This window comes from Methylobacterium sp. GXF4, assembly GCF_000272495.1.
In the GTDB taxonomy this organism is placed as follows: Bacteria; Pseudomonadota; Alphaproteobacteria; order Rhizobiales; family Beijerinckiaceae; genus Methylobacterium; species Methylobacterium brachiatum.
The window spans coordinates 40,429-61,035 of sequence record NZ_AKFK01000052.1 but is presented as its reverse complement, the minus strand read 5'-3'; the positions used below and the strand labels follow the sequence as shown (position 1 = coordinate 61,035).

The following is a 20,607-nucleotide window of genomic DNA, read 5'->3' as shown; positions in this document are numbered from 1 at the left end:
TCAACGCCATAGCCTCGTGTTCGACACCGGTCACCGCGAGAGCCCCGATGCGAGGTCGCGTCGTGAACGCGGCCCGTTCCCGCGCCTACGCGACCACCGCCCAGGGCAGCGTCTCATCCCCCCGGAACACCACCACGGCGGTGTCTTCGACGGTCACCGCCTCGATCACGCGGCTCTCGCGGCGCTCGAGGGTGACGGTCGCCGCGTTGGGCTCCAACCCGTGGAAGCGCGCGCCGTTCAGCGACGCGAAGGCCTCGAACCGGTCGAGCGCGCCTTCCTCGTCGAACACCTGCACGTAGGTCTGCAGGGCGGTCGGGCCGCAGAACACGCCGGCGCAGCCGCAGGACGCCTCCTTGGCGCCGCGGACATGCGGGGCGGTGTCGGTGCCGAGGAAGAAGCAGGCCTCGCCCGAGGTCGCGGCCGCCCGCAGGGCCAGGCGGTGGCGCTCGCGCTTGGCCACGGGCAGGCAGTAGAGATGCGGGCGCAGGCCGCCCTGGAAGATGTGGGTGCGGTTGATGACGAGGTGGTGGGGCGTGATCGTCGCCGCCACGCGGGTCCGGTTGGCCCGCACCACATCGAGGATCTCGGCCGTGGTGGCGTGCTCGACCGTGACCTTCAGGCCCTGGTGCCGGGCGAGCAGCGGGATCAGGCTGCCCTCCATGAAGGCGGCCTCGCGGTCGAAGATGTCGATCTCCGGGTCGGTGGCCTCGCCGTGGATCAGGAGCGGCATGCCGATCCGCTCCATCCGCTCCAGGACGGGTGCGAGCCCGATCAGGTCGGTGACGCCGGCATGGGAGTTCGTGGTCGCGCCGGCCGGGTAGAGCTTGGCCGCGATCCAGACCTTCTCGGCAAAGCCGCGCTCGATCTCGTCCGGGTCGGTGTCGTCCCGCAGGTAGCAGGTCATCAGCGGGGTGAAGTCGAGCCCCTCGGGCAGGGCCGCCAGGATCCGCTCGCGATAGGCGCGCGCGGCCGCCACCGTGGTCACCGGCGGGACCAGGTTCGGCATGATGATGCCCCGGGCGAACTGCGCGGCCGTGTAGGGCAGCACCGCCTTCAGCATCGCGCCGTCGCGCAGGTGGATGTGCCAGTCGTCCGGCCGGCGGAGGGTGATCCGGTCGGCGGACGTCGCGGCCGGCGGCTGCGCGGCGGGGAACAGGTCGGCGACGCTCATCGCTTGCGGCTCCTCAGCCCTGACCGAAGGAGGAGATGCCGCCATGGGCCGCCGACCATTCCGCCGGCCCGTTGAGGAAGCTCTCGACCTCGGCCAGCGTCTTCGGATCGAAGGTGCCCATCTCCTTGGCGACCGCCAGCACGTCCCACCAGGTCGTGAGGTAGTGCAGCTTGATCCCGGTCTCCTGCATCAGCGCGGCGCTGCCGGGGAAGATGTCGTAGTAGAACAGCACGAAGCAGTGATCGACCTGGGCGCCGGCATCGCGCAGGGCCTGGCAGAAATTGACCTTGCTGCGCCCGTCGGTGGCGAGATCCTCGACCAGCAGGGTCCGGGCGCCCTCGACCACCTCGCCCTCGATCTGGGCGTTGCGGCCGAAACCCTTCGGCTTCTTGCGCACATACTGCATCGGCAGCATCAGCCGGTCGGCGATCCAGGCGGCGAACGGGATGCCGGCGGTCTCGCCGCCCGCGATATGGGTGAGCGACTCGTAGCCGATCTCGCGCACGATCGTGGCGGTCGCGAAATCCATCAGCGTCGCGCGCAGGCGCGGGAACGAGATGATCTTGCGGCAATCGATATAGACCGGGCTGGCCCAGCCCGAGGTGAACTTGAACGGCTCGTCCTTGTAGAAATGGACGGCCTGGATCTCGAGGAACATCTTGGCCGCCTCGCGGGCGATCAGCGTCCGGTCGATGGGCAGGAAGGACGTGGTCATGCGGCGTGCGCGCTCCGCTGGGGGCACTCTCCGCCGGGGACCGGTTGAAGAGCGCGAGGATAGGGAAGGCCTGACCGGTCTCCTCCGCCCTGTCTCTGCCAGCGTCAACCCTGAAGCGGCCGCTATCCGCCGCTCAAGCCGCGCCGGCCCTGGCTCGCAGCTGCGCCAGATGCCGGATCGCGAGCGCGTAGCCGTGCGTTCCGAAGCCCGCCAGCACCGCGGTCGCGGCGAGCGAGATGTAGGAATGGTGCCGGAAGGCCTCGCGCCGGTGGACGTTCGAGATGTGGCACTCGATCACCGGCACCTCGCAGGTGTTGAGCGCGTCGAGGATCGCCACCGAGGTGTGGGTATAGGCCCCGGCATTGATCACGATGCCGGCGGACCCGACCCGGAAATCGTGGATCGCGTCGATCAGCGCGTGCTCGGCATTGCTCTGGCGGAAATCCACAGCGAGCCCGAAGCCGGCGGCGGTCTCTCGGCACAGGGCCTCGACATCGGCCAGGGTCTCGCGCCCGTAGATCTCCGGCTGCCGCTTGCCGAGCAGGTTCAGGTTCGGTCCGTTGAGGACCAGGATCGTGTCGTTCATCGCGTTCCCCGCCGCCCCGTGCGGCCGGCCTCGAGCCTCGATGCGCCGAGACCTTCGCTCGCCTGCTCCCACCCAAACCCTCATCCTGAGGTGCTCGCGAAGCGAGCCTCGAAGGAGCCCTCCAGGGATCGCGCGGCAGGCTGGAGGCCTCCTTCGAGGCCTCCGCTACGCTGCGGCACCTCAGGATGAGGGCGCGGGTTGGTTCGCCCCGTTGTGGCCGTGCGTTGGGTGAGCGTCAAACACGCCTCTGCATTCGCCCTGTCACCGGCCTCGAGATGTCCCGTGCCGAAGGCCGCCCGGCGCGCCGGAGCGGTTCAGTTTCCCCGCGGGCGGGGCTATCCCGCACGCGAAGCAGACGAACGATCAGGGAGAAGACGCGATGGCAGGATCCCCAAGCGACGCGCCCGTGGTGATCGCGGTGGCGATCACCGGCTCGGTGCCGCGCAAGACGGACAACCCGGCCGTGCCGGTCACCGTGGCCGAGCAGATCGAGTCGACGCGGCAGGCCTTCGAGGCCGGCGCGACGCTGGCCCATATCCACGTGCGCAACGACGACGAGTCGCCCTCCTCCGATCCCGACAAGTTCGCCGCCGTGCAGGAGGGGCTGCGCAAGCACTGCCCCGGGATGATCGTGCAATTCTCCACCGGCGGCCGCGGGCGCGATCCGGCCGCCCGGGGCCTCTCGCTCAAGCACCGGCCGGACATGGCCTCGCTGTCCACCGGCTCGGTGAACTTTCCGACCATCGTGTACGAGAACAGCGCCAGCCTGGTCACCGACCTCGCCGGCCAGATGAAGCAGTTCGGGATCCGGCCGGAGATCGAGATCTTCGACCTGTCGCACCTGCATGGCGCCAAGCGGCTGGTCGAGGCGGGCCTCATCGATGCGCGCCCGCACGTGCAGTTCGTGATGGGCGTCCAGAACGCGATGCCGGCCGAGGAGCATCTGCTCGACATCCTGCTCGCCGAGACGCGGCGGATCCTGCCCGGGGCGACCTGGACCGCCGCCGGGATCGGCCGCAACCAGGCGGTCGTGATGGAGTGGGCGCTCGCCCGCGGCGCCGACGCGGTCCGCACCGGGCTGGAGGACAACATCCGGGTGACCAAGGACAGGCTGGCGGCGAGCAATGCCGAGCTGGTCACCCTCGCGGCCGAGGCGGTGCGCCGCCACGGCCGCCGGGTGGCGAACCCGGCCGAGGCGCGGGCCGCTCTGGGCCTGGCCTGACCGGGCCGCCGGAGGCCAGCGGGGGCCGCATCCTCACGCGGCCCGGACGGTCTCCAGGAAGTGCCGGACCTCGACCGCGAGGTGCTCGGACTGGCGCGACAGGGCAGAGGCGGCGCTCAGCACCTGGGAGGCCGCCGCCCCGGTCTCGTCGGCCGCCCCGGCCACGCCGGCGATGTTCGTGGTCACCTCGGCGGTGCCGGTCGCGGCCTGCCCGACATTGCGCACGATCTCCTGCGTCGCCGCGCCCTGCTGCTCCACGGCCGACGCGATCGAGGTCGCCACGCCGCTGATCTCCTGGATCCGCGCCGTGATGCCGCCGATCGCCGTCACCGCCTGACCGGTCGTGCCCCGGACCTGCGTGATCTGCCCCGAGATGTCCTGCGTGGCCTTCGCGGTCTGCTCGGCGAGCGCCTTCACCTCGGACGCCACCACCGCAAAGCCCTTGCCGGCCGCGCCCGCGCGGGCCGCCTCGATGGTCGCGTTGAGCGCCAGCAGGTTGGTCTGCCCGGCGATGTTCGAGATCAGCCCGACCACGTCGCCGATCCGCGAAACCACCGTGCTCAGCTCCTCGACCAGCGCGCCGGTCTGGTCGGTCTCCGACACCGCCAGCCGGGCGAGCTGCGCCGAGCCGTCGACCTGCCGGCCGATCTCCTGGACCGAGGAGCCGAGCTCCTCGGCTGCGGCCGCCACGGTGTTGACGTTGACCGCCGCCGCCTCGGCCGCGACCGCCACCGTCGTCGATCGGCTGGCGGTCCGGGTGGCCGTGACGGTCATCGTCTGCGCGGTGGCCTGGAGCTCGGAGGCCGAGGCCGAGACCTGGCCGATGATGCCGCCGATTGCGGCCTCGAAGCTGTCGGCCATCTCGCGCATGCCGAGCTTGCGCTGCTCCTCCGCGGCCAATCGGGCCTGCGCAGTCTCCTGTTCGAGGCTGCGGGCGCGGATCATGCTCTCCTTGAAGATCTGGACAGCGCCGGCCATCGCGCCGACCTCGTCGCGCCGGCCGAAGGCGGGGATGGCCGTCTCCGTGTCGCCGGACGCGAGCTGATGCATGGCGGCGGTCATGCGTCCGAGCGGGCGGCTGATCTCCAGGACCAGCATCACGACCGCCCCGATCGCCAGGATCGCGGCGACCGCCAGGAAGAGCATCATCTGCTGCCGGGCCTGATCGTAGGCGGCCTGCGCCTGCGCGCCGCTCGACTCGGCGGCTGCGTTCTCGAGGTCCGCCAGGGATTTCAAGGTCGCGACGATGCCCCGGATCGAGTCGGACATGGTCGTGTTGTACTGCTCCTGCGCGCCGGCGGCGTCACCGGCATCGGCCTTGGCGAAAGTCTCCGCCTGCTCGTTCAGATACGCCGCCCATTGCTGCTCGAAGGTCCGAAACAAGGCCCGTTTGGCCTCGGTTTCCATCAAGCTCGTGTAGCGCGCCTTGTAGCCCTGCAATTCGGCCATCCGCTGGTCGATCGACGTCATCGCGTCCGCACGCTGCTGCGGTGTCTTGGCGAGGAGGAGACGGTTGCCGTTGACCCGGATGCGCAGCGTCATGGTCTGGATGCCGCCGAGCGCCTGCGTCGCCGGGAGACGCAGGGCGCGCAGGTCGGTGGCGACGTGATTGATCGTTTCGATCTGGTGGTAGGACAGGGCCGCCAGGCCGCCGATCAAGGCGAGCATGATCGCGAAACAAGCGATCAGCTTGCCTTTGATGGACACGGACTCGAGCATTATTCTTCCAGGTCGCGGCAGTCTCTGCGCTCCATGCGCGCGGACAATGCTTTATCGTTGCAGATAAAATATATCCTTAAGCTCCGACAATTCTTAGCCGGCGACGACTTATAGCGTCGGCCATCATTGATATCGGAACCGCAGGATTGCCGGCGTGCCGGGATGGCAGCTTTGCGCATCGCCGAATCAAGTCCAGGGCCGCCGCTATTCCCACAGCGGGCCGGGCCGAAGCCGGCCCCGGCCAGCCCCGTTTCGAGCGGCCCCGCCCCCAACTCCCACCTTCTCACGCGCCGGGCGGCGTGCTAACGATCCGCCCGCGCGGGTGTAGCTCAATGGTAGAGCAGCAGCCTTCCAAGCTGAATACGAGGGTTCGATTCCCTTCACCCGCTCCACGCCCGCCCCATGACGGGATGACAGAGCCCCGGCATCGCCGCACGGCCCGCCCGGTCAGGCCCCCACCCATCCGGTTTCAGCCCTCCGCCCTTTCGTCGGCGGCCATGCGCCGCGTTCGGGCCCCTCGGGAAGCATCACCATGAAGGTATCCGCCGACCTGTGCATCGTGCCGATGGGCGTCGGGCCGTCGGTCTCGCCCTATGTGCGCGAGATCAAGGCGATCATCGAGGCGAGCGGCCTGACCGCCACGATGCATCCCAACGGGACCAACATCGAGGCCGACTTGTCGGAGGTCTGCGCCCTGGCCGAGCGCTGCGAGGCGCGGCTGGCCGAGCTGGGCGTCGAGCGGACCTTCTTCACGCTGATCTTCTCGACCCGGCGGGACAAGGAGCAATCCATGGCCGACAAGCTCGCGGCCGTCTCCTGACGGGTCGCCCCCGGGGCACCGCGCGGCGGGCACACCGTCGCGCGGTTCTTTCAAGTCCGAAACCGCTCAGCCGTGGCAGGCGCAACCGGCATGCTCGCAGCCGGCGTGATCTTTGTGACCGTCGGCGCAATCGTCACAGCAATAGGCCTTGCCGTCCCGGGATACAGCCTTGGTCAATTGGACCACGCACACGCAGTCCTGACAGGCACACTTTACCATCTCGACGTCGACACTGGCCATAATCTTCTCCTCAGACGATTCGTCCGCCGGCCCAGCCTAGCGCCGCGCCGCCCCGGGCGGAAGCGGATCGGCGCCGCGGTGACGCGCCCGTGATCCGACCCGCCCCTTCGTGCGTTCATCCCCGTCCGGACGCGCGCGTCCCGGGAGGAGGACGGCATGAGCGAGCAGAACACCGGTGACGTGCGGATCGAACCCTATGACAGCCCGGCCGGCGGCTGGGGCTCGGCCCGCTCCCTGGTCGAGATCCTGACCCGCGAGGGCGTTCCGGTCACCGGCTCGGCGATGCTGCTCAAGCAGAACAAGCCGGACGGGTTCATGTGCGTGTCCTGCGCCTGGGCGAAGCCGGCCAAGCCCCTGGCCTTCGAGTATTGCGAGAACGGCGCCAAGGCGACCGCCTGGGAACAGACCCGCCGGCGGGCGACCCCGGACTTCTTCGCCGCCCACACCGTCACCGAGCTGCTCGGCTGGAGCGACTACGCGCTGGAGGAGCAGGGCCGCCTGACGCATCCGATGCGCTACGATCCCGAGACCGACCGGTACCGGCCGGTCTCCTGGGGTGAGGCCTTCGCGGAGATCGGGCGGGAATTGCAGGCGCTGCGCGCCGAGGATCCGAAATCGGTGGTGTTCTACGCCTCCGGCCGGGCGTCCCTCGAGACCAGCTACATGTGGGCGCTGCTGGCGCGCCTCTACGGCAACAACAACCTGCCGGACTCCTCGAACATGTGCCACGAGCCGACCTCGGTGGCGCTGCCGCAGTCGATCGGCGCGCCGGTCGGCACGGTCCTGCTGGAGGATTTCGAGTCCACCGACCTGATCTTCTTCTTCGGCCAGAATGTCGGCTCGAACGCGCCCCGGATGCTCCACCCGCTCCAGGAGGCGCGGCGCCGGGGGGCGCAGATCATCACCTTCAACCCGCTGCGCGAGCGCGGGCTCGAGCGCTTCACCAACCCGCAATCGCCGGTGGAGATGCTGACGCGCTCGGCCACCAAGATCTCGACCCAGTACCATCAGGTGAAGGCCGGCGGCGACCTCGCGGCGATCACCGGCCTGTGCAAGGTCCTGATCGCCATGGACCGGGAGGCGACGGCGTCCGGTCGGCCCGCCATCCTCGACCACGCCTTCATCGCCGAGCACACGCACGGATTCGAGGATTTCGTGGCGTTCTGCGACAGCCAGGATTGGGCGGGGATCGAGCGGCGCTCCGGCCTCACCCGCCCGGCCCTCGAAGCCGCGGCCGGCACCTACGCCCGGGCCAAGGCGGTGATCGGCATCTACGGGATGGGGCTGACCCAGCACCGCAAGGGCACCGAGACGGTGCGGATGCTGGTCAACCTCCTGCTGCTGCGCGGCAATATCGGCAAGCCCGGCGCCGGGATCTGCCCGGTGCGCGGCCATTCCAATGTGCAGGGCCAGCGCACGGTGGGCATCTCCGAGAAGCCGGAGCTGGTGCCCCTCGACAAGCTGAAGGAGCTCTACGATTTCGAGCCGCCGCGGGAGAAGGGGCTCAACACGGTCGAGACCTGCGAGGGCATCCTCGACGGCAGCGTCCGGGCCTTCGTCAGCCTCGGCGGCAACTTCCTGCGCGCGGTTCCCGATACCGGGCGCATGGAGCCGGCCTGGCGGCGGCAGCGCCTGACCGTGCAGATCTCGACCAAGCTCAACCGCTCGCACCTGGTCAACGGGACCGTCGCCTACATCCTGCCCTGCCTCGGCCGGATCGAGATCGACCAGCAGGCCAGCGGTCCGCAGGCGGTCTCGATGGAGGATTCCACCGCGCGCTTCCACGGCTCCCGGGGCGTGTCCGATCCGGTCGGCCCCGATGTCCGCTCCGAGCCCTGGATCGTGGCCGAGATCGCCAAGGCGTCGGTGCCCCCGAATCCGCGGATCGACTGGGATGCCTGGGTGGCCGATTACGCCCGGGTGCGCGACGCGATCGAGGCGACCTACCCGAAGGTGTTCCACGACCTGAACGGCCAGATGTTCCGCCCCGGCGGGATCACCAAGCCGCTCGGCGCCCGCGACCGAAAATGGGAGACCGACACCGGCAAGGCGAATTTCGCGGTGCCGGAAGGGCTCGAGGCCGATCCCGACCTGCCGGCGCGCGGCCCGGACGTGCTCGACCTGATCACGCTGCGCTCGAACGACCAGTTCAACACCACGGTCTACGGCTACGACGACCGCTTCCGGGGCGTGAAGGGCACCCGGGACATCCTGTTCATGAACCGGGCCGACATCGCCCGGCTCGGGCTCAAGGATGGCGGCTCCGTCGATGTCGAGGCGGTGGCCGGCGATCAGATCGCGCGGCGCGTCGGCGGCCTGCGGGTGATCGCCTACGACATCCCGCCGGGAAATTGCGGCGGCTACTACCCGGAGCTGAACGTCCTGCTGCCGCTCTGGCACCATGACGAGCAGTCCAAGACCCCCGCCGCCAAGGCGATCACCGTGCGGGTGATGGCCGCGACCTGAGCCGGGGGATCTGGCGCGGCGCCGCTCTCTCCGGCAAAGAGCCCGGATGGATCAGGTCACGCCCCGAGACGTGGAGCCGCGCCTGCGCGGGCTCCTGGACCTGATCGCGGCCGGCACGCCCGTCCGCGAACCGGGTCTCGACCTCGCGCATGTCGATGCGAGCGGCACCGCGCTCGCCGCCGGCGGGACCGCGCCGGCCGACGCGGAATCGGGCGGCCTGCCGCTCGCCGAAGCCGACCTGTCGCGCGCCCGCATAGAGGAGGCCGACCTATCCGGGGCCAACCTGCGCCGGGCGAGCCTCACCGGGGCGGTCGGGCGCTCGACCCGCTTCGTCGGGGCGATCCTCGAGGAGACCGACCTGTCCGAGGCGGACATGTCGGGGGCGGATTTCACCGGCATCGTGGCGGGGCAGGTCAAGTTCGCCTCCGCCATGCTGGAGGATGCCCGCTTCGGCCAGGCGGCGATGCGCTTTGCGGATCTGTCGGGGGCGCTCTTGGACGGGGCGAGCTTCGCGGAGGCCGACCTCTGGGGGGCGGATTTCTCCGGCGCCGACGCAGACGACACCGTGTTCCGGGATGCGCGGCTCGACGAGGCCAAGCTCGCCGACGCCAACCTGACCCATGCCGATTTCGAGGGCGCCAGCCTGACCAAGGCCTCGCTGGCCGGCTCGCGCCTGCGCGGCGCCAAGTTCACCGGGGCGAAGCTCGACGGCGCCGACCTGTCCGGCGCCGACCTGTCGGATACCGATCTCGTGCGGCTCAACCTCGCCACCTGTCGGCTGCGGCACGCCCGCTTCGCCGGCGCCTGGCTCAACGGCACCCGGATGAGCGTCGAGCAGCTCGGCGGCGCCGTGGGCGAGGAGGTGACCGGCGCCTATGAGCTGGCGCAGGCGAGCTACCTCGCCCTGGAGCAGAACTGGAAGAGCATCGGCAGCCACGATGCGGCGAGCTGGGCGTATAAGCGCGGCCGCCGGATGGGCCGCTTCCATGCCGGGCACCAGGCGCGCGCCGCCTGGGCGGAGCGGGACTGGGCCGGGATCCTGCGCCACGGCTACCGCTGGACCGCCGACCGCTTCGTCGAATGGCTGTGCGATTACGGCGAGAGCCTGTCGCGCATCGCCCGCGCCTTCGCGCTGCTGATCCTCGTCTTCGCCGGCCTCTACGGGCTCACCGGCGGCCTGTTCGTGGTGGAGGGGCCCGAGGCGGGGCCGACCTACAACCCGATCGACCTGATGAGCTACAGCGCCCTCAACATGATGACCGCCAACCCGCCGGAGATCGGCCTCAAGCCGACCGGGCGGGTCACCAACCTGCTGGTCGGCCTGGAAGGCGCGGTTGGGATCATCCTGATGGGGCTCTACGGCTTCGTCCTGGGCAACCGCCTGCGGCGGTGAGGTCCGTCAGTCGTTGCCGTTCGCGCTCAGCCGCTCGATCAGGGTCCCGAGATCCTTGCGCAGGGCCCGGATCTCCGGCTCGCTGAGTTCCAGCTGGCACATCACGCTCTCGCGCACCGTGACCGCCTCCGCCCGCAGGGCCGCGCCCTGCGGGGTGAGCGCGATCTCGACCTCGCGCTCGTCGGATTGGCGCCGGGTCCGGACCAGGAAGCCCGCGCTTTCCAGGCGCTTGAGCACCGGCGTGAGCGTGCCGGAATCGAGCCGCAGCCGCCGGCCGATCTCCGAGACGGTCACGCCGTCCTGCTCCCACAGCACCAGCAGGACGAGATATTGCGGATAGGTCAGGCCGAGCCGCTCCAGCAGCGGCCGGTAAGACTTCGTCATCCGGTGCGCGGCCGCGTAGAGTGCGTAGCAAAGCTGGTTATCGAGGAGCAGCGGATCCATCGCCTGCTCCGTCTCGATCGTGTCCACTGAATACGACATGTGTCTCGCCCATCGCGGTCCGAGTGCCGCCTGTCTCGCACCGCGACCGCGGGTTGGTCATCCTAGCATAACATGCTCGCCACACGCGCAAGCTCCTGCTTGACCAGCCCTTTCTCAACAACCCCGTCGGTCCGGCGTTGCGACACCTGGGGATGACAAGTTCGATAGGCTGTCCAGAAACCCGGCTTCGTCCTCCAGCGTACGCAAGTCGAGCACCAGCGTGTCGGCGCTGATGCGGCCGATCACCGGTACCGGCAATCCGCGCAGGCGCTTGGCCAGCCGCCTGCAGCGGCCCCCGGCGCCGCGGCGCCCGCCCTCGCCCTCCGGCGCCAGGACCAGGGCGGCGCTCGGCAGGGTCTCCACCGGCAGGGCGCCGGAGCCGATCTGGCTGATGCAATCCCCGACCGCCACCGTGGCCCAGCCGGACACAAGGTCCGCGACCGCGGGGGCGATGGCCCGGGCCTGCGCGTCGATCGCCGCGCGCGGGCGGGTCAGCAGGCGCAGGGTCGGCAATTCCTCGGTCAGCCGCTCGGGGTGGAGATAGAGGCGCAGCACCGCCTCCAGGGCCGCGTAGGTCATCTTGTCCACCCGCAGGGCCCGCTTGAGCGGGTTCTTGCGCACCCGGGCGATCAGGTCCCTGCGTCCGGCCACGATCCCGCACTGGACGGCGCCGAGCAGCTTGTCGCCGCTGAAGGTCACCACGTCCGCCCGCGCCAGGACCGCCCGCACGGTGGGCTCGGGCGGCAGGCCGTAGGCGGAAAGGTCGACCAGGCTGCCGCTGCCCAGATCCTCCGCCAGGGGCACGCCGTGCTCCCGGCAGAGCGCGTGGAGCGCGATCGGATCCGCCTCGGCGGTGAAGCCGGTGATCGCGTAATTGCTCGGATGCACCTTCATGACGAGGCCGGTGCGCGGCCCGAGCGCCTCGGCGAAGTCGCGCAGATGCGTGCGGTTGGTGGTGCCGACCTCGCGCAGCCGGCAGCCGGCGCGGGCCATCACATCGGGGACCCGGAACGAGCCGCCGATCTCCACCAACTCGCCGCGCGAGACCACCACCTCCCTGCGCATGGCGAGGGCGTTCAGCACCAGCAGGACCGCGGCGGCGTTGTTGTTGACGACCACCGCCGCCTCGGCCCCGGTCAGGCGGCAGATCAGGCCCTCGACATGGTCGTCGCGTTCGCCCCGTGCGCCGGTGGCGAGATCGAATTCGAGGTTGCTGGCCTGGACCATCACGGCGGCCACCGCCTCGGCGGCCGAGCGCGGCAGGAGGGCCCGGCCGAGATTGGTGTGCAGCACCGTGCCGGTGAGGTTGAACACCGGCCGCAGGGACGGGCGCCGCTCGGAAGCGAGGTTCCGGGCCGCCGCCTCACGAATCGCCGCCGCATCCGGCACCGTACCGCCCTCCGCCCGGATCTCGGCGAGGACGGCCCGCACCGCCGCGGTGAAAGCCGTGCGCCCATAGGCGGCGAGGACCTCCTCCGAGCCCCCGCCGACGAGACGTTCCACCGACGGGATCCGGCGTTGGCCCTGCGCGGCGTCTTCGGGGGTCGGGCGGGCTGTCGCTGAGGATGTCATGGTCCGCTGAGAGATAACGATGCCCGCGCCGAGGACTACCCCAGCCCGGCGCGCACGATCCCCGCAGGATCGGTCTGGAGGTTGCTTGAGCGGGTGGAGACCAGCGACCGCTTCTGCGTGAGGCGATCCCAGTCGTACCCGCCTGGTGCCTGTCCCGGCGGAACCGGGATCGCCGTGCCGGGCACCGAGTGGTTGTCAGCGACACCCTCGGCCAGGGTTCCGCTGGGGCTGATTGAGGTCCAGCTCGGCTGGTCGATCGGCGACGCCATCAACGGCGCCGAAGAAATCCGGAGCGGTTGAGCCGGGCGCGCGACAGGGCGTGCGAGCTGCGGCCGGATGACACTGACGGGACACGGCTTTCCCACCTTCGGCTGCCTCCCGGCATCCGAGTTTGCTCGACCGCTCTTTCGCATCTCGGACTCGGGCACCCGCGACGACAGGCCGCGCAGCAGCGTCGGGATGTTCAGGCGCCTTACAGGGGGCTCCGTCGAGGTTAGTGCGCATCGCCGCCGCAGCTTCTGCATTCCAGCACTCGGGTCCCGGCGAGGCCGAGCCAATTCGGCTGCGATCCGTATCCGTATTTCTCGGCGAGGCCCCGATGCAGGTCGCGTGGCATTCAGGGCCCGAGCAATGCGACGCGCTTCGGCTGACAATGCCGCGAGGGGATCCGGCGCGGCCTCACCCTTGCAACGCATGTATCCGCCGGCGGAAATAAAATCGTTCCCGCCTAGACCCACAGATTTACCGACCAGCCCCGGATGCGATACGAGTGCTCAGCGAATCACAATTTGTAATGGAAAATATCGGCGATGGGGCAAATAGACATCCCGACGGACGCCACATCCCGTTCGGAAACATGCTGATTCGCGCGTCAGTCGCGCGATGAAGACCAGAGATCGTGATCGCCGGGTTGAGATGAGACATGGTTGAGCAGGCAGCCCCGACGATCGAGAACCCGGAATCGCGCGAACATTACGAGGCCGTCGTGCTCGGGGCCGGCATCAGCGGCCTGGTCTCGGCTGCAGTCCTGATCGAGCAGGGGTACCGCCGGATACTCGTGCTCGACGAGTTCGAAAAATACGGCGGCAATCACATCGATTGCGCCATCGGTCCGTACAGCTTCGATATCGGCAGCTTCATATTTCAGGACGACTCGCCGTTGCTGGTGCATTTCCCTGAAATGCTGCCGTTGTATGTGCCCATCGACCCGACCTGGGGGAAGCTGACGCCGCAGGGCGCTGTTGCCGGCTATCCGCTGTCGATCAAGGACGACATCCTGCGCTCCGGCCTGTGGGGCTGTGCCCGGATCGGGTTGTCCGTCCTGTATTCGCGGATCTCCCGGCCGAAGATCCGGAACGCGCGCGATTTCGCCCGGTACTGGATCGGCGACTACCTGCTGAGACGGTCCGGGCTCGAGAGCTACATGATGCGCTTCTTCGGCATCGCCGCCGAGAAGGTCGATCTCGATTTCGCCGAGAAGCGCATGCTCTGGATCAAGGAGCATTCCTCCCCGAGAGCGATGCTGCGGCACCTGCGGCCCCGCAAGGCGGAGGCGCCGACCAATCGACAGCTCGCCCGGCCGAAATCGGGCTACGATGATCTGTACGCGGTCGCCGCCGCGAAACTGCGCGGACAGGGCACCGAGTTCCGGCTGGGCTGCACCGTCTCGCAGATCCGAAAGGCCGGGTCAGCGTTCCATCTCGACACGACCGGGGGGGCCGTGACCGCGGACCGGGTCGTGTCGACGATCCCGATCAACCGCGCCCTCGAGATCTCCGGACTGGGCGCCGACGAGAACCTCACGTCGGTGACCCTGATCAGCCTGTTCTTCAGCTTCTCGGGCAAGAAGGGCTTCGACTGCGCGGTCCTGTACAATTTCTCGCATGGCGGGTTCTGGAAGCGCCTGACCATGTACTCAGATTTCTACGGCACGGCCGAGGGGCGTGAGTATTTCGGCGTGGAGGTCATCGCGTCCCAGGCGGGGAACAGCCTGGAAATCGCGGAGCGGGATTTCCGGTCGCACGTGGCGGCCAATCATCTGTTCGACGGCGACCTGAGACTGGAGGGCAGCCGCTTCGTGCCGAACGCTTATCCCATCTACATCAACCGCGCGCAGGAGCGGGTCGGGGTGGCGCTCGCGCGGCTGCGCGCGTTCGGGATCGAATCCTTCGGGCGGCAAGGCGGGTTCGATTATCAGCCGACCGCCCGCGTCTCCACGCAGAACGCCGAGACGCAGGTGCGGCGCGGGCCGGCGCAGAACGTGTCCTGACACCAGCAACCCGCCGCGGGCGCAGGCTGACGCCCTCGCCGGCCATGGCAGCACGGACAGGGGCCGCGCCGGACCTATCGACATGGTTGCAGCCTCATCAACGCTTGCAACCATGAGATCAAGGTTGGGGACACGAAGAATTGAGGGCCTGAGATACCGGACCGACCCATGTGGATCGAGCAATCCATCCCTTGTATCGGCTACGTAGACGAGTGGATTTTGACATCCGGGCAGGATAGAGACCGGGGTGAAATCCGTACCCGGTTCCGTCGTGTGGGGCGGGGCTTTGAAGGCCCGGTGCGGCGCCGTCTGGCGCTGAAACGGCGTCCGCTCCGAACGCGAGCGGTGAAGCGATCGGCTCGCGGCGGGCGCGAACGGGCCTGACCTGCGTGAGCGCGAAGCGGAGTAGGCGTCAGTCGTGGAGAAAGAGCCGAGAATCGCCGTCGTCATCACGTGTTTCAATTATGAGACCTACGTGGGCAAGGCGATCCGGAGCGTCCTCGACCAGAAGACGGCCGATTGCGAGCTCGTGGTGATCGACGACGGGTCCACGGACCGGTCGTGGGACGTGATCCAGGAGACGGGCGCGCGCGCATACCGGATCGCCAATGGCGGGCAGCGGTCGGCGTGTCTGTACGGTCTCGGACAGACACGCGCGCCGTTCGTCCTGTTCCTGGATGCGGACGACGAATTGGCGCCCGGCGCGCTCGTGCGCATCCTCCAGGTCCTCGATCCCGATGTCGCGAAGGTCCAGTTCTGCCTGACCTGCATCGACGCGACCGGACGGGTCATCACCGAGCGCTACCCCGCCCTGGAGGCCTTCCGCAGCCAGGACAAGGTGGTCGACGAGATCCTGCGCTCGGGCGTCTATCAGACGCCGCCAACCTCCGGGAACGTGTTCCGGCGGGATGTCTGCGAGGTCCTGCACCACTGCGCGTACGACAATGCGGTGGACGGCGTGATCCTGCTCGTTGCGCCGTTCATGGGCGATGTCGTCAGCCTGTCCGAGACCCTCGGCCTGTACCGGGTCCATGGGCAGAACGATTCGGGGCTGGGGCGTGCGCCGCGGGCCGAGACGTTCGAGCGCGACCTCCGGCGCTTCGAGCTGCGGTTGGCGCATCTGCGCCGGCTGGTCGGTCAGTTGCGGCCGGAGGCGGTTCTGATCGAGGCCGAGCGGACCTACTACTTTCGCTTCATGGATTTTTCCGCCGCGCTGGTCCGCGGAACCCGATACGGGTCTCGCGGCTTCCTGGACCTGCTTCGGGCCATCCTGACGGAGCCGCGCCCGCTGAAGTGGAAGGTCGCGACCGCGCTGTTCTTCGTGGCGATGTTCCTGGCCCCGCTCCGCCAGGCACAGGCGCTTCTCGCGTTCCGATTCTCGGTCGGGCAGCGCTCGGCGCGACGCTTTCTGCGGGCCGCCAACGCCTCGCAATAGAGGCTCGGCCGGCCAAAATTCAACCTGTGCGTACTATATCCAGGCACAGCGCAGACAATGCGTAGTCCAATAACGCTGGACGGTTTGTATTAATCTTCGGCGTTGATTAGGGTCGCGCCTCGCGGCACCGCCGAGCGTCACGCGGCCTCCAGGGCCGGACGCGATGTCGGGAATGTCTCAGGTGAAGTGAGCGTCGGTGTAACGTGCGGATTCTGCATCTTCTCAATCATAGGCGCCGCCTGAACGGGCATGTGCATGCGGCCGTCGATCTGGCCTGCGCACAGGTCAAGCTCGGCCACACCGTCGCGATGGCGAGCCAGGGCGGCGATTTCGACGAGCTGCTGCGGACGAACGGCATCGAGACCTTCGTCGTCGATCACGAGCGCCGTCCGGGCCCGGTCCTGAAGTCCGTGGTGGGGCTCACCGGGCTTCTGCGGCGCTGGAGACCGGATGTCGTTCACGCGCACATGATGACGAGCGCCGTCCTGGCCTGGCCCGCGTGCAAGCTGACCCGGGTCGCGCTGGTGACGACGGTCCACAACGAGTTCGAGAAGGGCGCCATCCTGATGGGGCTGGGCGACCGGGTCATCGCGGTGAGCGCCGCCGTGGCCAAGTCCATGCAGAAGCGCGGCATTTCGGCGTCGCGGATCGACGTCGTGCTGAACGGCACGATCGGTTCCGCCCGGATGACCGGCCGTTCCGAGGTTCCGAAATACCTCGATCACCCTGCGATCGTGTTCGTCGGAGGCCTCCATCCCCGCAAGGGCTTGCCCGACCTGCTGCAGGCCTTCGACGCCGTCCACGCGCAGCACCCGGCGGCGCGGCTCTACGTGGTCGGCGGCGGCCCGACGCAGGATAGCTACACCGCGATGGCCCGGGCGATGGCGTCCGCGGACGCGATCGCCTTCGCCGGCCCGCAGGACGATCCCTATCCGTGGATGCTCGGCGCCGACATCTTCGTGCTGCCCTCTCACGCCGACCCGGCGCCGCTCGTGCTCTCGGAGGCGCGGGAGGCCGGGTGCGCGGTGATCGCCACCCAGGTCGACGGCATTCCCGAACTCCTGGGCCAGGGCGAATCGGGGATCCTCGTGCCGCCGAAATCTCCGGACCAGATCGCCGACGCGCTCCGGATGCTGGTGACCGACCCGGACCAGCTCAAGGCGTGGCGCGCCAAGAGCCAGATCGGGATCGAGAACCTGCGGATCGACCGCGTGGCGCGCGCCGCCCTCGAGGTTTACGGCCGCGCCATCGGATCCAGGGCCAAGCCCTCCGCATCGTGACGCAGGCGGGACCCAGGGGTCGCGCGAAGCCGCTATCCTGGCGGGTGTCAGGCTGTGTATTGGGGCAATAGGCTCAATAAGGCCTGTCATCGCCATATCGCCCATATCCGGGTTCATTTTCAGGGACAGAGACATCACGTTTCGCGCCGGCCGCGATCCCGTCGCATGTCGTCTCCCGCAGGATCGGTTCATGCTCACCCTCAAGACGTTGCGTGGCGCCGGCTGGAGTGTCGCGGCCCGAACGTCGTCGCGCGTGATCGACCTCGCAACGCTGCTCCTCCTCGCCCGGATGCTGACCCCGGCCGATTTCGGCCTGACGGCGATCGCGGTCTCGCTGGTCGCGATCGTCGAGATGGTTCTCGAGGTGCCCTTGGTGCAGGCGCTGATGCGCCTGCAGAAGATCGAGAAATCGCACCTGGACACCGCGTTCACGCTCGGCCTGCTGCGCGGCGGGGTGATCGCGGTCCTGATGATGCTCGCCGCCTGGCCGGTCGCGCATATCTACGACGATCCGCGGCTCGTCCCGCTCATCCTCGTCCTGGCGCTGGGGCCGATCGCGCGCAGCCTCTACAGCCCCACGATGGTGCACTTCTTCCGCGACCTCGACTTCCGCGTATCGTTCGTCGCGGATTTCTCGGGGAAGGTCATCGCGGCCCTGCTCTCCCTGGCGGTGCTCTACGCGGGCGGCGGCTATTGGGCGCTCGTGATCAATCCCGTTGTGTCGTCGCTCATGCCGACGATCCTGTCCTACGTGCTGGCCCCCTACAGTCCCAGGCTCTCGCTGGAGCGGCTGCGCGACTTCTCCGCCTTCACCGGCTGGTTCACGTCCTCGCAGGTCCTGGCCGCGTTCAGCTGGCAGTATGACCGCGTGTTCCTGGGTTACAACGTCGAGAAGGCCGTCCTGGGCCGGTACAGCCTGGCGAGCGATTTCTCGGTCATGCCGACCCAGAGCCTGATCGGTCCGGCCATGCGGCCGGTCATGGCGGCCTTCGCCACGATGGCCGACGACCGGAAGCGCCTGCACCTCTCCTTCCTCAAGGCGGCGCGCCTGACGATGTTCATCGCGCTGCCGGCGGGCATCGGGATCGCGCTGACGTCGGACCAGATCGTCGAGGTCTTCCTCGGCAGCCAATGGAGCTCCGCGTCGGTCTATCTGCGGTGGCTGTCGCTCGCCGTCATGCTGACGGCCTATTATCAGCCGGTCTCGTCGCTCTGCGTCGCGATCGATCAGCCCAACCTGTTGTTGAAGATCAACATTCTGGAAACCGTCACGAAGCTCCCGCTGCTGACGGTCGCCTTCTACACGGGAGGCCTGCTGCTGATGCTGTACGCGCGGGTCGTCGCCGCGGCCCTGCATTTCCTGATCAGCGCCGTTTACGCGCGCCGCGTGATCGGAACCAGCCTCACGGCGCAGATGCGCAATCTGTGGCAGGTCGTGGTGTCCTGCTTCGCGATGGCCTTGGCCGTCCTCCTGCTGGAGAACCTGTTGCAGCGCTTCGCCATCCCCTCGATCGCGCAGCTGGTCGCCATGAGCGCGTGCGGCGCCGTCGTCTACGCCGCATCCATGCACCTGTGCGGCTTTCGCCTCCGCGCCCTGCGACAATAACCCCGGGCGGTCGATCGCGGATAAGACCGGAGATCGACCGGGATATGCTGCGCCGCGTTCGATTCAATCTTAATTTGTCTGTTCATCGCGCCGCGCGATTTTTAGCAAAATTCGAGGGCGCGATATTTGCGTAAACTGCGGAGCGGGTTGAGTGTTGCCTGATATCGTATAAAGTAACAGCCAGCGACGCAGTGCGGCCCTTGTCCCGAATAGCGGGACGAAGCCGAGGTATTTTGTCGGAACCCGGTTTCGGCTCAGGAGATGTGAATGTATTGGCGGCAGATTGCTGCGTCTTGCGTGTTCGTGGTTGCCAGCGTTCTCGCAGCACCGGCCGCCGAGGCCCCGGGCCGATACTTGCTCGGCCCGCAGGATCGTCTGACCATTCGCGTCTACGATCTGCGACGCAACACCGGCGAAGCGTATTCGTGGACCGCCCTGAACGGCGAGTTCTCCGTGGCCGCGGACGGCACGGTGTCGCTTCCTCTGATCGGCCAGATCAAGGCGTCCGGCGGGACGCCGACCGATCTTGCCGAGGCGATCGGAACCTCGCTGAAACAGGCAGCCGATCTTGCGGAGACGCCGGCGGCGTCGGTGGAAGTCGCGAAATACCGACCGTATTACATCACCGGTGCGGTGCAGCAGCCGGGCAAGTTCGAGTATCAGCCCGGCCTGACCGTGCTCCAGGCGGTCAGCACCGCGGAGGGGCTGCTGCGCGCCACCGACCCGCGCATGGTGCGGCGCGAGATGGTGACGACGCGCGGTGAGCTGCGGACGCTCGCCGCGGAGCGGATCGCGCTGGCCGCCAAGCAGGCGCGCCTCGACGCGGAGATTGCCGGGACGGATACGATCACCTTCGGTGAGGATCTCAAGGCCAACGCGGACAAGGCCCGGGCCGATCAGGCGATGCGCGGCGAGCAGCTCCTGTTCGACACGCGCCGCAACGCGATCAAGGCCGAGGTCGCCGCGATCGAGCAATCCATGGCAAGTTTCCGCGCCGAGATCGGCGCCTTGGAGAACAAGTCCAAGTCGCTCGATCGCCAGATCGAGCTGAGCCGGGGCGAATTGAACCTCGTCAACGATCTCGTCGCCAAGGGGCTGACGATCACGCCGCGGAAGCTGGCTGCCGAGCAGAGCCAGGCCGCCTTCGAGAGCAACCGGCTGGACGTTCAGGTCGCGATGCTGCGCGCCCAGCAGAGCCTGACGCGGGCCGAGCGCGACATCATCGAGCTCCGGTCCCGGTTCCGCCGCGACGCCCTGGCGGAGGCGGCCGATACCCGCCTCAAGCTGGCGCAGAACGACGAGAAGACGCTGACCGCCGGGCGGCTCTCGGCGGATGCCGAGGCGCAGACGCTCGGCACGGCCGAGGATGGTAGCGAGACGCTGACGCCGCGCTACGAGGTGACCCGCCGGGTCGGCGACCGGTCGACCACCTGGCTCGCGCAGGAAGACGGCCAGGTCGAGCCCGGCGACGTCGTCCGGGTCACCCTGGTCCGCAACCCGGGCAACAGGTCCGGGGAGGCGCCGCAGGTCACCGGTCCGCGCCGGCCGTCCGAGGGGGGCAATGCGAACCGCACCGGACCGGCTTCCGCGGATGCCGTGCGCCGGGCCGCCGAGAGCGCGGACCGCTAGC

The 20,607-nt window shown here is 68.6% G+C and carries 17 protein-coding genes and 1 tRNA gene; 10 read left to right on the top strand and 8 right to left on the bottom strand.

Going from position 1 to position 20,607, the window contains the following annotated elements; all coding sequences use genetic code 11:
* Window positions 1-85: 85 nt before the first annotated feature.
* The 3 genes from pyrC to aroQ all read right to left on the bottom strand — a co-directional run bounded on the left by pyrC (window position 86) and on the right by aroQ (window position 2,472).
* Window positions 86-1,171: a dihydroorotase gene (pyrC, locus tag WYO_RS09955; protein ID WP_007561868.1), complete on the bottom strand. Its 1,086-nt coding sequence runs from the start codon at window positions 1,169-1,171 to the stop codon at window positions 86-88.
* A gap of 13 nt (window positions 1,172-1,184) precedes the next feature.
* Window positions 1,185-1,886 carry an orotate phosphoribosyltransferase gene (locus WYO_RS09950; RefSeq protein ID WP_007561866.1) on the bottom strand — a complete coding sequence of 234 codons (702 nt, stop codon included), beginning with the start codon at window positions 1,884-1,886 and terminating at the stop codon, window positions 1,185-1,187.
* A gap of 133 nt (window positions 1,887-2,019) precedes the next feature.
* On the bottom strand, window positions 2,020-2,472 hold the full coding sequence (aroQ, locus tag WYO_RS09945; protein WP_007561864.1) for a type II 3-dehydroquinate dehydratase: 453 nt from the start codon (window positions 2,470-2,472) through the stop codon (window positions 2,020-2,022).
* A gap of 379 nt (window positions 2,473-2,851) precedes the next feature.
* On the opposite strand from aroQ, the gene WYO_RS09940 reads away from it, so the two are divergent.
* Window positions 2,852-3,694 (top strand): 3-keto-5-aminohexanoate cleavage protein, encoded by an 843-nt coding sequence (locus WYO_RS09940; protein WP_007561862.1) that lies wholly within the window; start codon window positions 2,852-2,854, stop codon window positions 3,692-3,694.
* Window positions 3,695-3,727: 33 nt separating this feature from the next.
* On the opposite strand, the gene WYO_RS09935 is transcribed toward WYO_RS09940, so the two are convergent.
* Window positions 3,728-5,413: a methyl-accepting chemotaxis protein gene (locus WYO_RS09935; RefSeq protein WP_007561860.1), complete on the bottom strand. Its 1,686-nt coding sequence runs from the start codon at window positions 5,411-5,413 to the stop codon at window positions 3,728-3,730.
* 318 nt (window positions 5,414-5,731) lie between these two features.
* Here WYO_RS09935 and WYO_RS09930 point away from each other — a divergent pair.
* Together WYO_RS09930 and WYO_RS09925 are read left to right on the top strand one after the other, a co-directional pair.
* Window positions 5,732-5,805 (top strand) — tRNA-Gly (locus WYO_RS09930).
* A 140-nt stretch (window positions 5,806-5,945) separates the two neighbouring features.
* The gene (locus WYO_RS09925; protein ID WP_007561858.1) at window positions 5,946-6,233 is read left to right on the top strand and encodes an MTH1187 family thiamine-binding protein; all 288 of its coding nucleotides are present in this window, start codon (window positions 5,946-5,948) and stop codon (window positions 6,231-6,233) included.
* Window positions 6,234-6,299: 66 nt separating this feature from the next.
* Here WYO_RS09925 and WYO_RS29835 read toward each other — a convergent pair whose 3' ends face one another.
* A complete protein-coding gene (locus tag WYO_RS29835) occupies window positions 6,300-6,473 on the bottom strand; it encodes a metallothionein (RefSeq protein ID WP_007561852.1) in 174 nt (57 codons plus the stop codon).
* Window positions 6,474-6,629: 156 nt separating this feature from the next.
* Between WYO_RS29835 and WYO_RS09920 the strand changes: the two genes are divergently transcribed.
* The gene (locus WYO_RS09920; protein ID WP_007561849.1) at window positions 6,630-8,939 is read left to right on the top strand and encodes an FdhF/YdeP family oxidoreductase; all 2,310 of its coding nucleotides are present in this window, start codon (window positions 6,630-6,632) and stop codon (window positions 8,937-8,939) included.
* Between the two features lie 46 nt (window positions 8,940-8,985).
* Window positions 8,986-10,332, top strand: coding sequence for a pentapeptide repeat-containing protein (locus WYO_RS09915; RefSeq protein ID WP_007561847.1), 1,347 nt, complete (start codon window positions 8,986-8,988; stop codon window positions 10,330-10,332).
* 6 nt (window positions 10,333-10,338) lie between these two features.
* Here WYO_RS09915 and WYO_RS09910 read toward each other — a convergent pair whose 3' ends face one another.
* The 3 genes from WYO_RS09910 to WYO_RS30830 all read right to left on the bottom strand — a co-directional run bounded on the left by WYO_RS09910 (window position 10,339) and on the right by WYO_RS30830 (window position 12,656).
* Window positions 10,339-10,815: a MarR family transcriptional regulator gene (locus WYO_RS09910; RefSeq protein ID WP_007561845.1), complete on the bottom strand. Its 477-nt coding sequence runs from the start codon at window positions 10,813-10,815 to the stop codon at window positions 10,339-10,341.
* Window positions 10,816-10,929: 114 nt separating this feature from the next.
* Complete coding sequence (gene selA / locus WYO_RS09905; protein WP_039902650.1) at window positions 10,930-12,387, bottom strand: L-seryl-tRNA(Sec) selenium transferase; 1,458 nt, start codon at window positions 12,385-12,387, stop codon at window positions 10,930-10,932.
* A gap of 35 nt (window positions 12,388-12,422) precedes the next feature.
* A complete protein-coding gene (locus WYO_RS30830) occupies window positions 12,423-12,656 on the bottom strand; it encodes a hypothetical protein (protein ID WP_007561841.1) in 234 nt (77 codons plus the stop codon).
* A 653-nt stretch (window positions 12,657-13,309) separates the two neighbouring features.
* Here WYO_RS30830 and WYO_RS09895 point away from each other — a divergent pair.
* The 5 genes from WYO_RS09895 (at window position 13,310) to WYO_RS09875 (ending at window position 20,606) form a co-directional block, all read left to right on the top strand.
* Window positions 13,310-14,656: an NAD(P)-binding protein gene (locus WYO_RS09895; RefSeq protein ID WP_007561839.1), complete on the top strand. Its 1,347-nt coding sequence runs from the start codon at window positions 13,310-13,312 to the stop codon at window positions 14,654-14,656.
* A gap of 418 nt (window positions 14,657-15,074) precedes the next feature.
* Window positions 15,075-16,091 carry a glycosyltransferase family 2 protein gene (locus WYO_RS09890; RefSeq protein ID WP_007561837.1) on the top strand — a complete coding sequence of 339 codons (1,017 nt, stop codon included), beginning with the start codon at window positions 15,075-15,077 and terminating at the stop codon, window positions 16,089-16,091.
* Window positions 16,092-16,294: 203 nt separating this feature from the next.
* Window positions 16,295-17,371, top strand: a complete 1,077-nt coding sequence (locus tag WYO_RS09885; RefSeq protein ID WP_007561834.1) for a glycosyltransferase family 4 protein — start codon at window positions 16,295-16,297, stop codon at window positions 17,369-17,371.
* A gap of 190 nt (window positions 17,372-17,561) precedes the next feature.
* Window positions 17,562-18,977: a lipopolysaccharide biosynthesis protein gene (locus WYO_RS09880; RefSeq protein WP_007561833.1), complete on the top strand. Its 1,416-nt coding sequence runs from the start codon at window positions 17,562-17,564 to the stop codon at window positions 18,975-18,977.
* Between the two features lie 267 nt (window positions 18,978-19,244).
* The gene (locus tag WYO_RS09875) at window positions 19,245-20,606 is read left to right on the top strand and encodes a polysaccharide biosynthesis/export family protein (RefSeq protein WP_007561832.1); all 1,362 of its coding nucleotides are present in this window, start codon (window positions 19,245-19,247) and stop codon (window positions 20,604-20,606) included.
* The last annotated feature ends 1 nt before the right edge of the window (window position 20,607 follow it).

Excerpts from the sequence above, each read along its gene's own strand:
- aroQ (WP_007561864.1), bottom strand. The coding sequence starts at position 2,472 with ATGAACGACACGATCCTGGTCCTCAACGGACCGAACCTGAACCTGCTC.
- WYO_RS09895 (WP_007561839.1), top strand. The coding sequence starts at position 13,310 with ATGGTTGAGCAGGCAGCCCCGACGATCGAGAACCCGGAATCGCGCGAA.
- pyrC (WP_007561868.1), bottom strand. The coding sequence starts at position 1,171 with ATGAGCGTCGCCGACCTGTTCCCCGCCGCGCAGCCGCCGGCCGCGACG.
- WYO_RS09875 (WP_007561832.1), top strand. The coding sequence starts at position 19,245 with ATGTATTGGCGGCAGATTGCTGCGTCTTGCGTGTTCGTGGTTGCCAGC.
- WYO_RS09880 (WP_007561833.1), top strand. The coding sequence starts at position 17,562 with ATGCTCACCCTCAAGACGTTGCGTGGCGCCGGCTGGAGTGTCGCGGCC.
- selA (WP_039902650.1), bottom strand. The coding sequence starts at position 12,387 with ATGACATCCTCAGCGACAGCCCGCCCGACCCCCGAAGACGCCGCGCAG.
- WYO_RS09940 (WP_007561862.1), top strand. The coding sequence starts at position 2,852 with ATGGCAGGATCCCCAAGCGACGCGCCCGTGGTGATCGCGGTGGCGATC.
- WYO_RS09920 (WP_007561849.1), top strand. The coding sequence starts at position 6,630 with ATGAGCGAGCAGAACACCGGTGACGTGCGGATCGAACCCTATGACAGC.
- WYO_RS09950 (WP_007561866.1), bottom strand. The coding sequence starts at position 1,886 with ATGACCACGTCCTTCCTGCCCATCGACCGGACGCTGATCGCCCGCGAG.
- WYO_RS09915 (WP_007561847.1), top strand. The coding sequence starts at position 8,986 with ATGGATCAGGTCACGCCCCGAGACGTGGAGCCGCGCCTGCGCGGGCTC.
- WYO_RS09910 (WP_007561845.1), bottom strand. The coding sequence starts at position 10,815 with ATGTCGTATTCAGTGGACACGATCGAGACGGAGCAGGCGATGGATCCG.
- WYO_RS09935 (WP_007561860.1), bottom strand. The coding sequence starts at position 5,413 with ATGCTCGAGTCCGTGTCCATCAAAGGCAAGCTGATCGCTTGTTTCGCG.
- WYO_RS29835 (WP_007561852.1), bottom strand. The coding sequence starts at position 6,473 with ATGGCCAGTGTCGACGTCGAGATGGTAAAGTGTGCCTGTCAGGACTGC.
- WYO_RS30830 (WP_007561841.1), bottom strand. The coding sequence starts at position 12,656 with ATGGCGTCGCCGATCGACCAGCCGAGCTGGACCTCAATCAGCCCCAGC.
- WYO_RS09925 (WP_007561858.1), top strand. The coding sequence starts at position 5,946 with ATGAAGGTATCCGCCGACCTGTGCATCGTGCCGATGGGCGTCGGGCCG.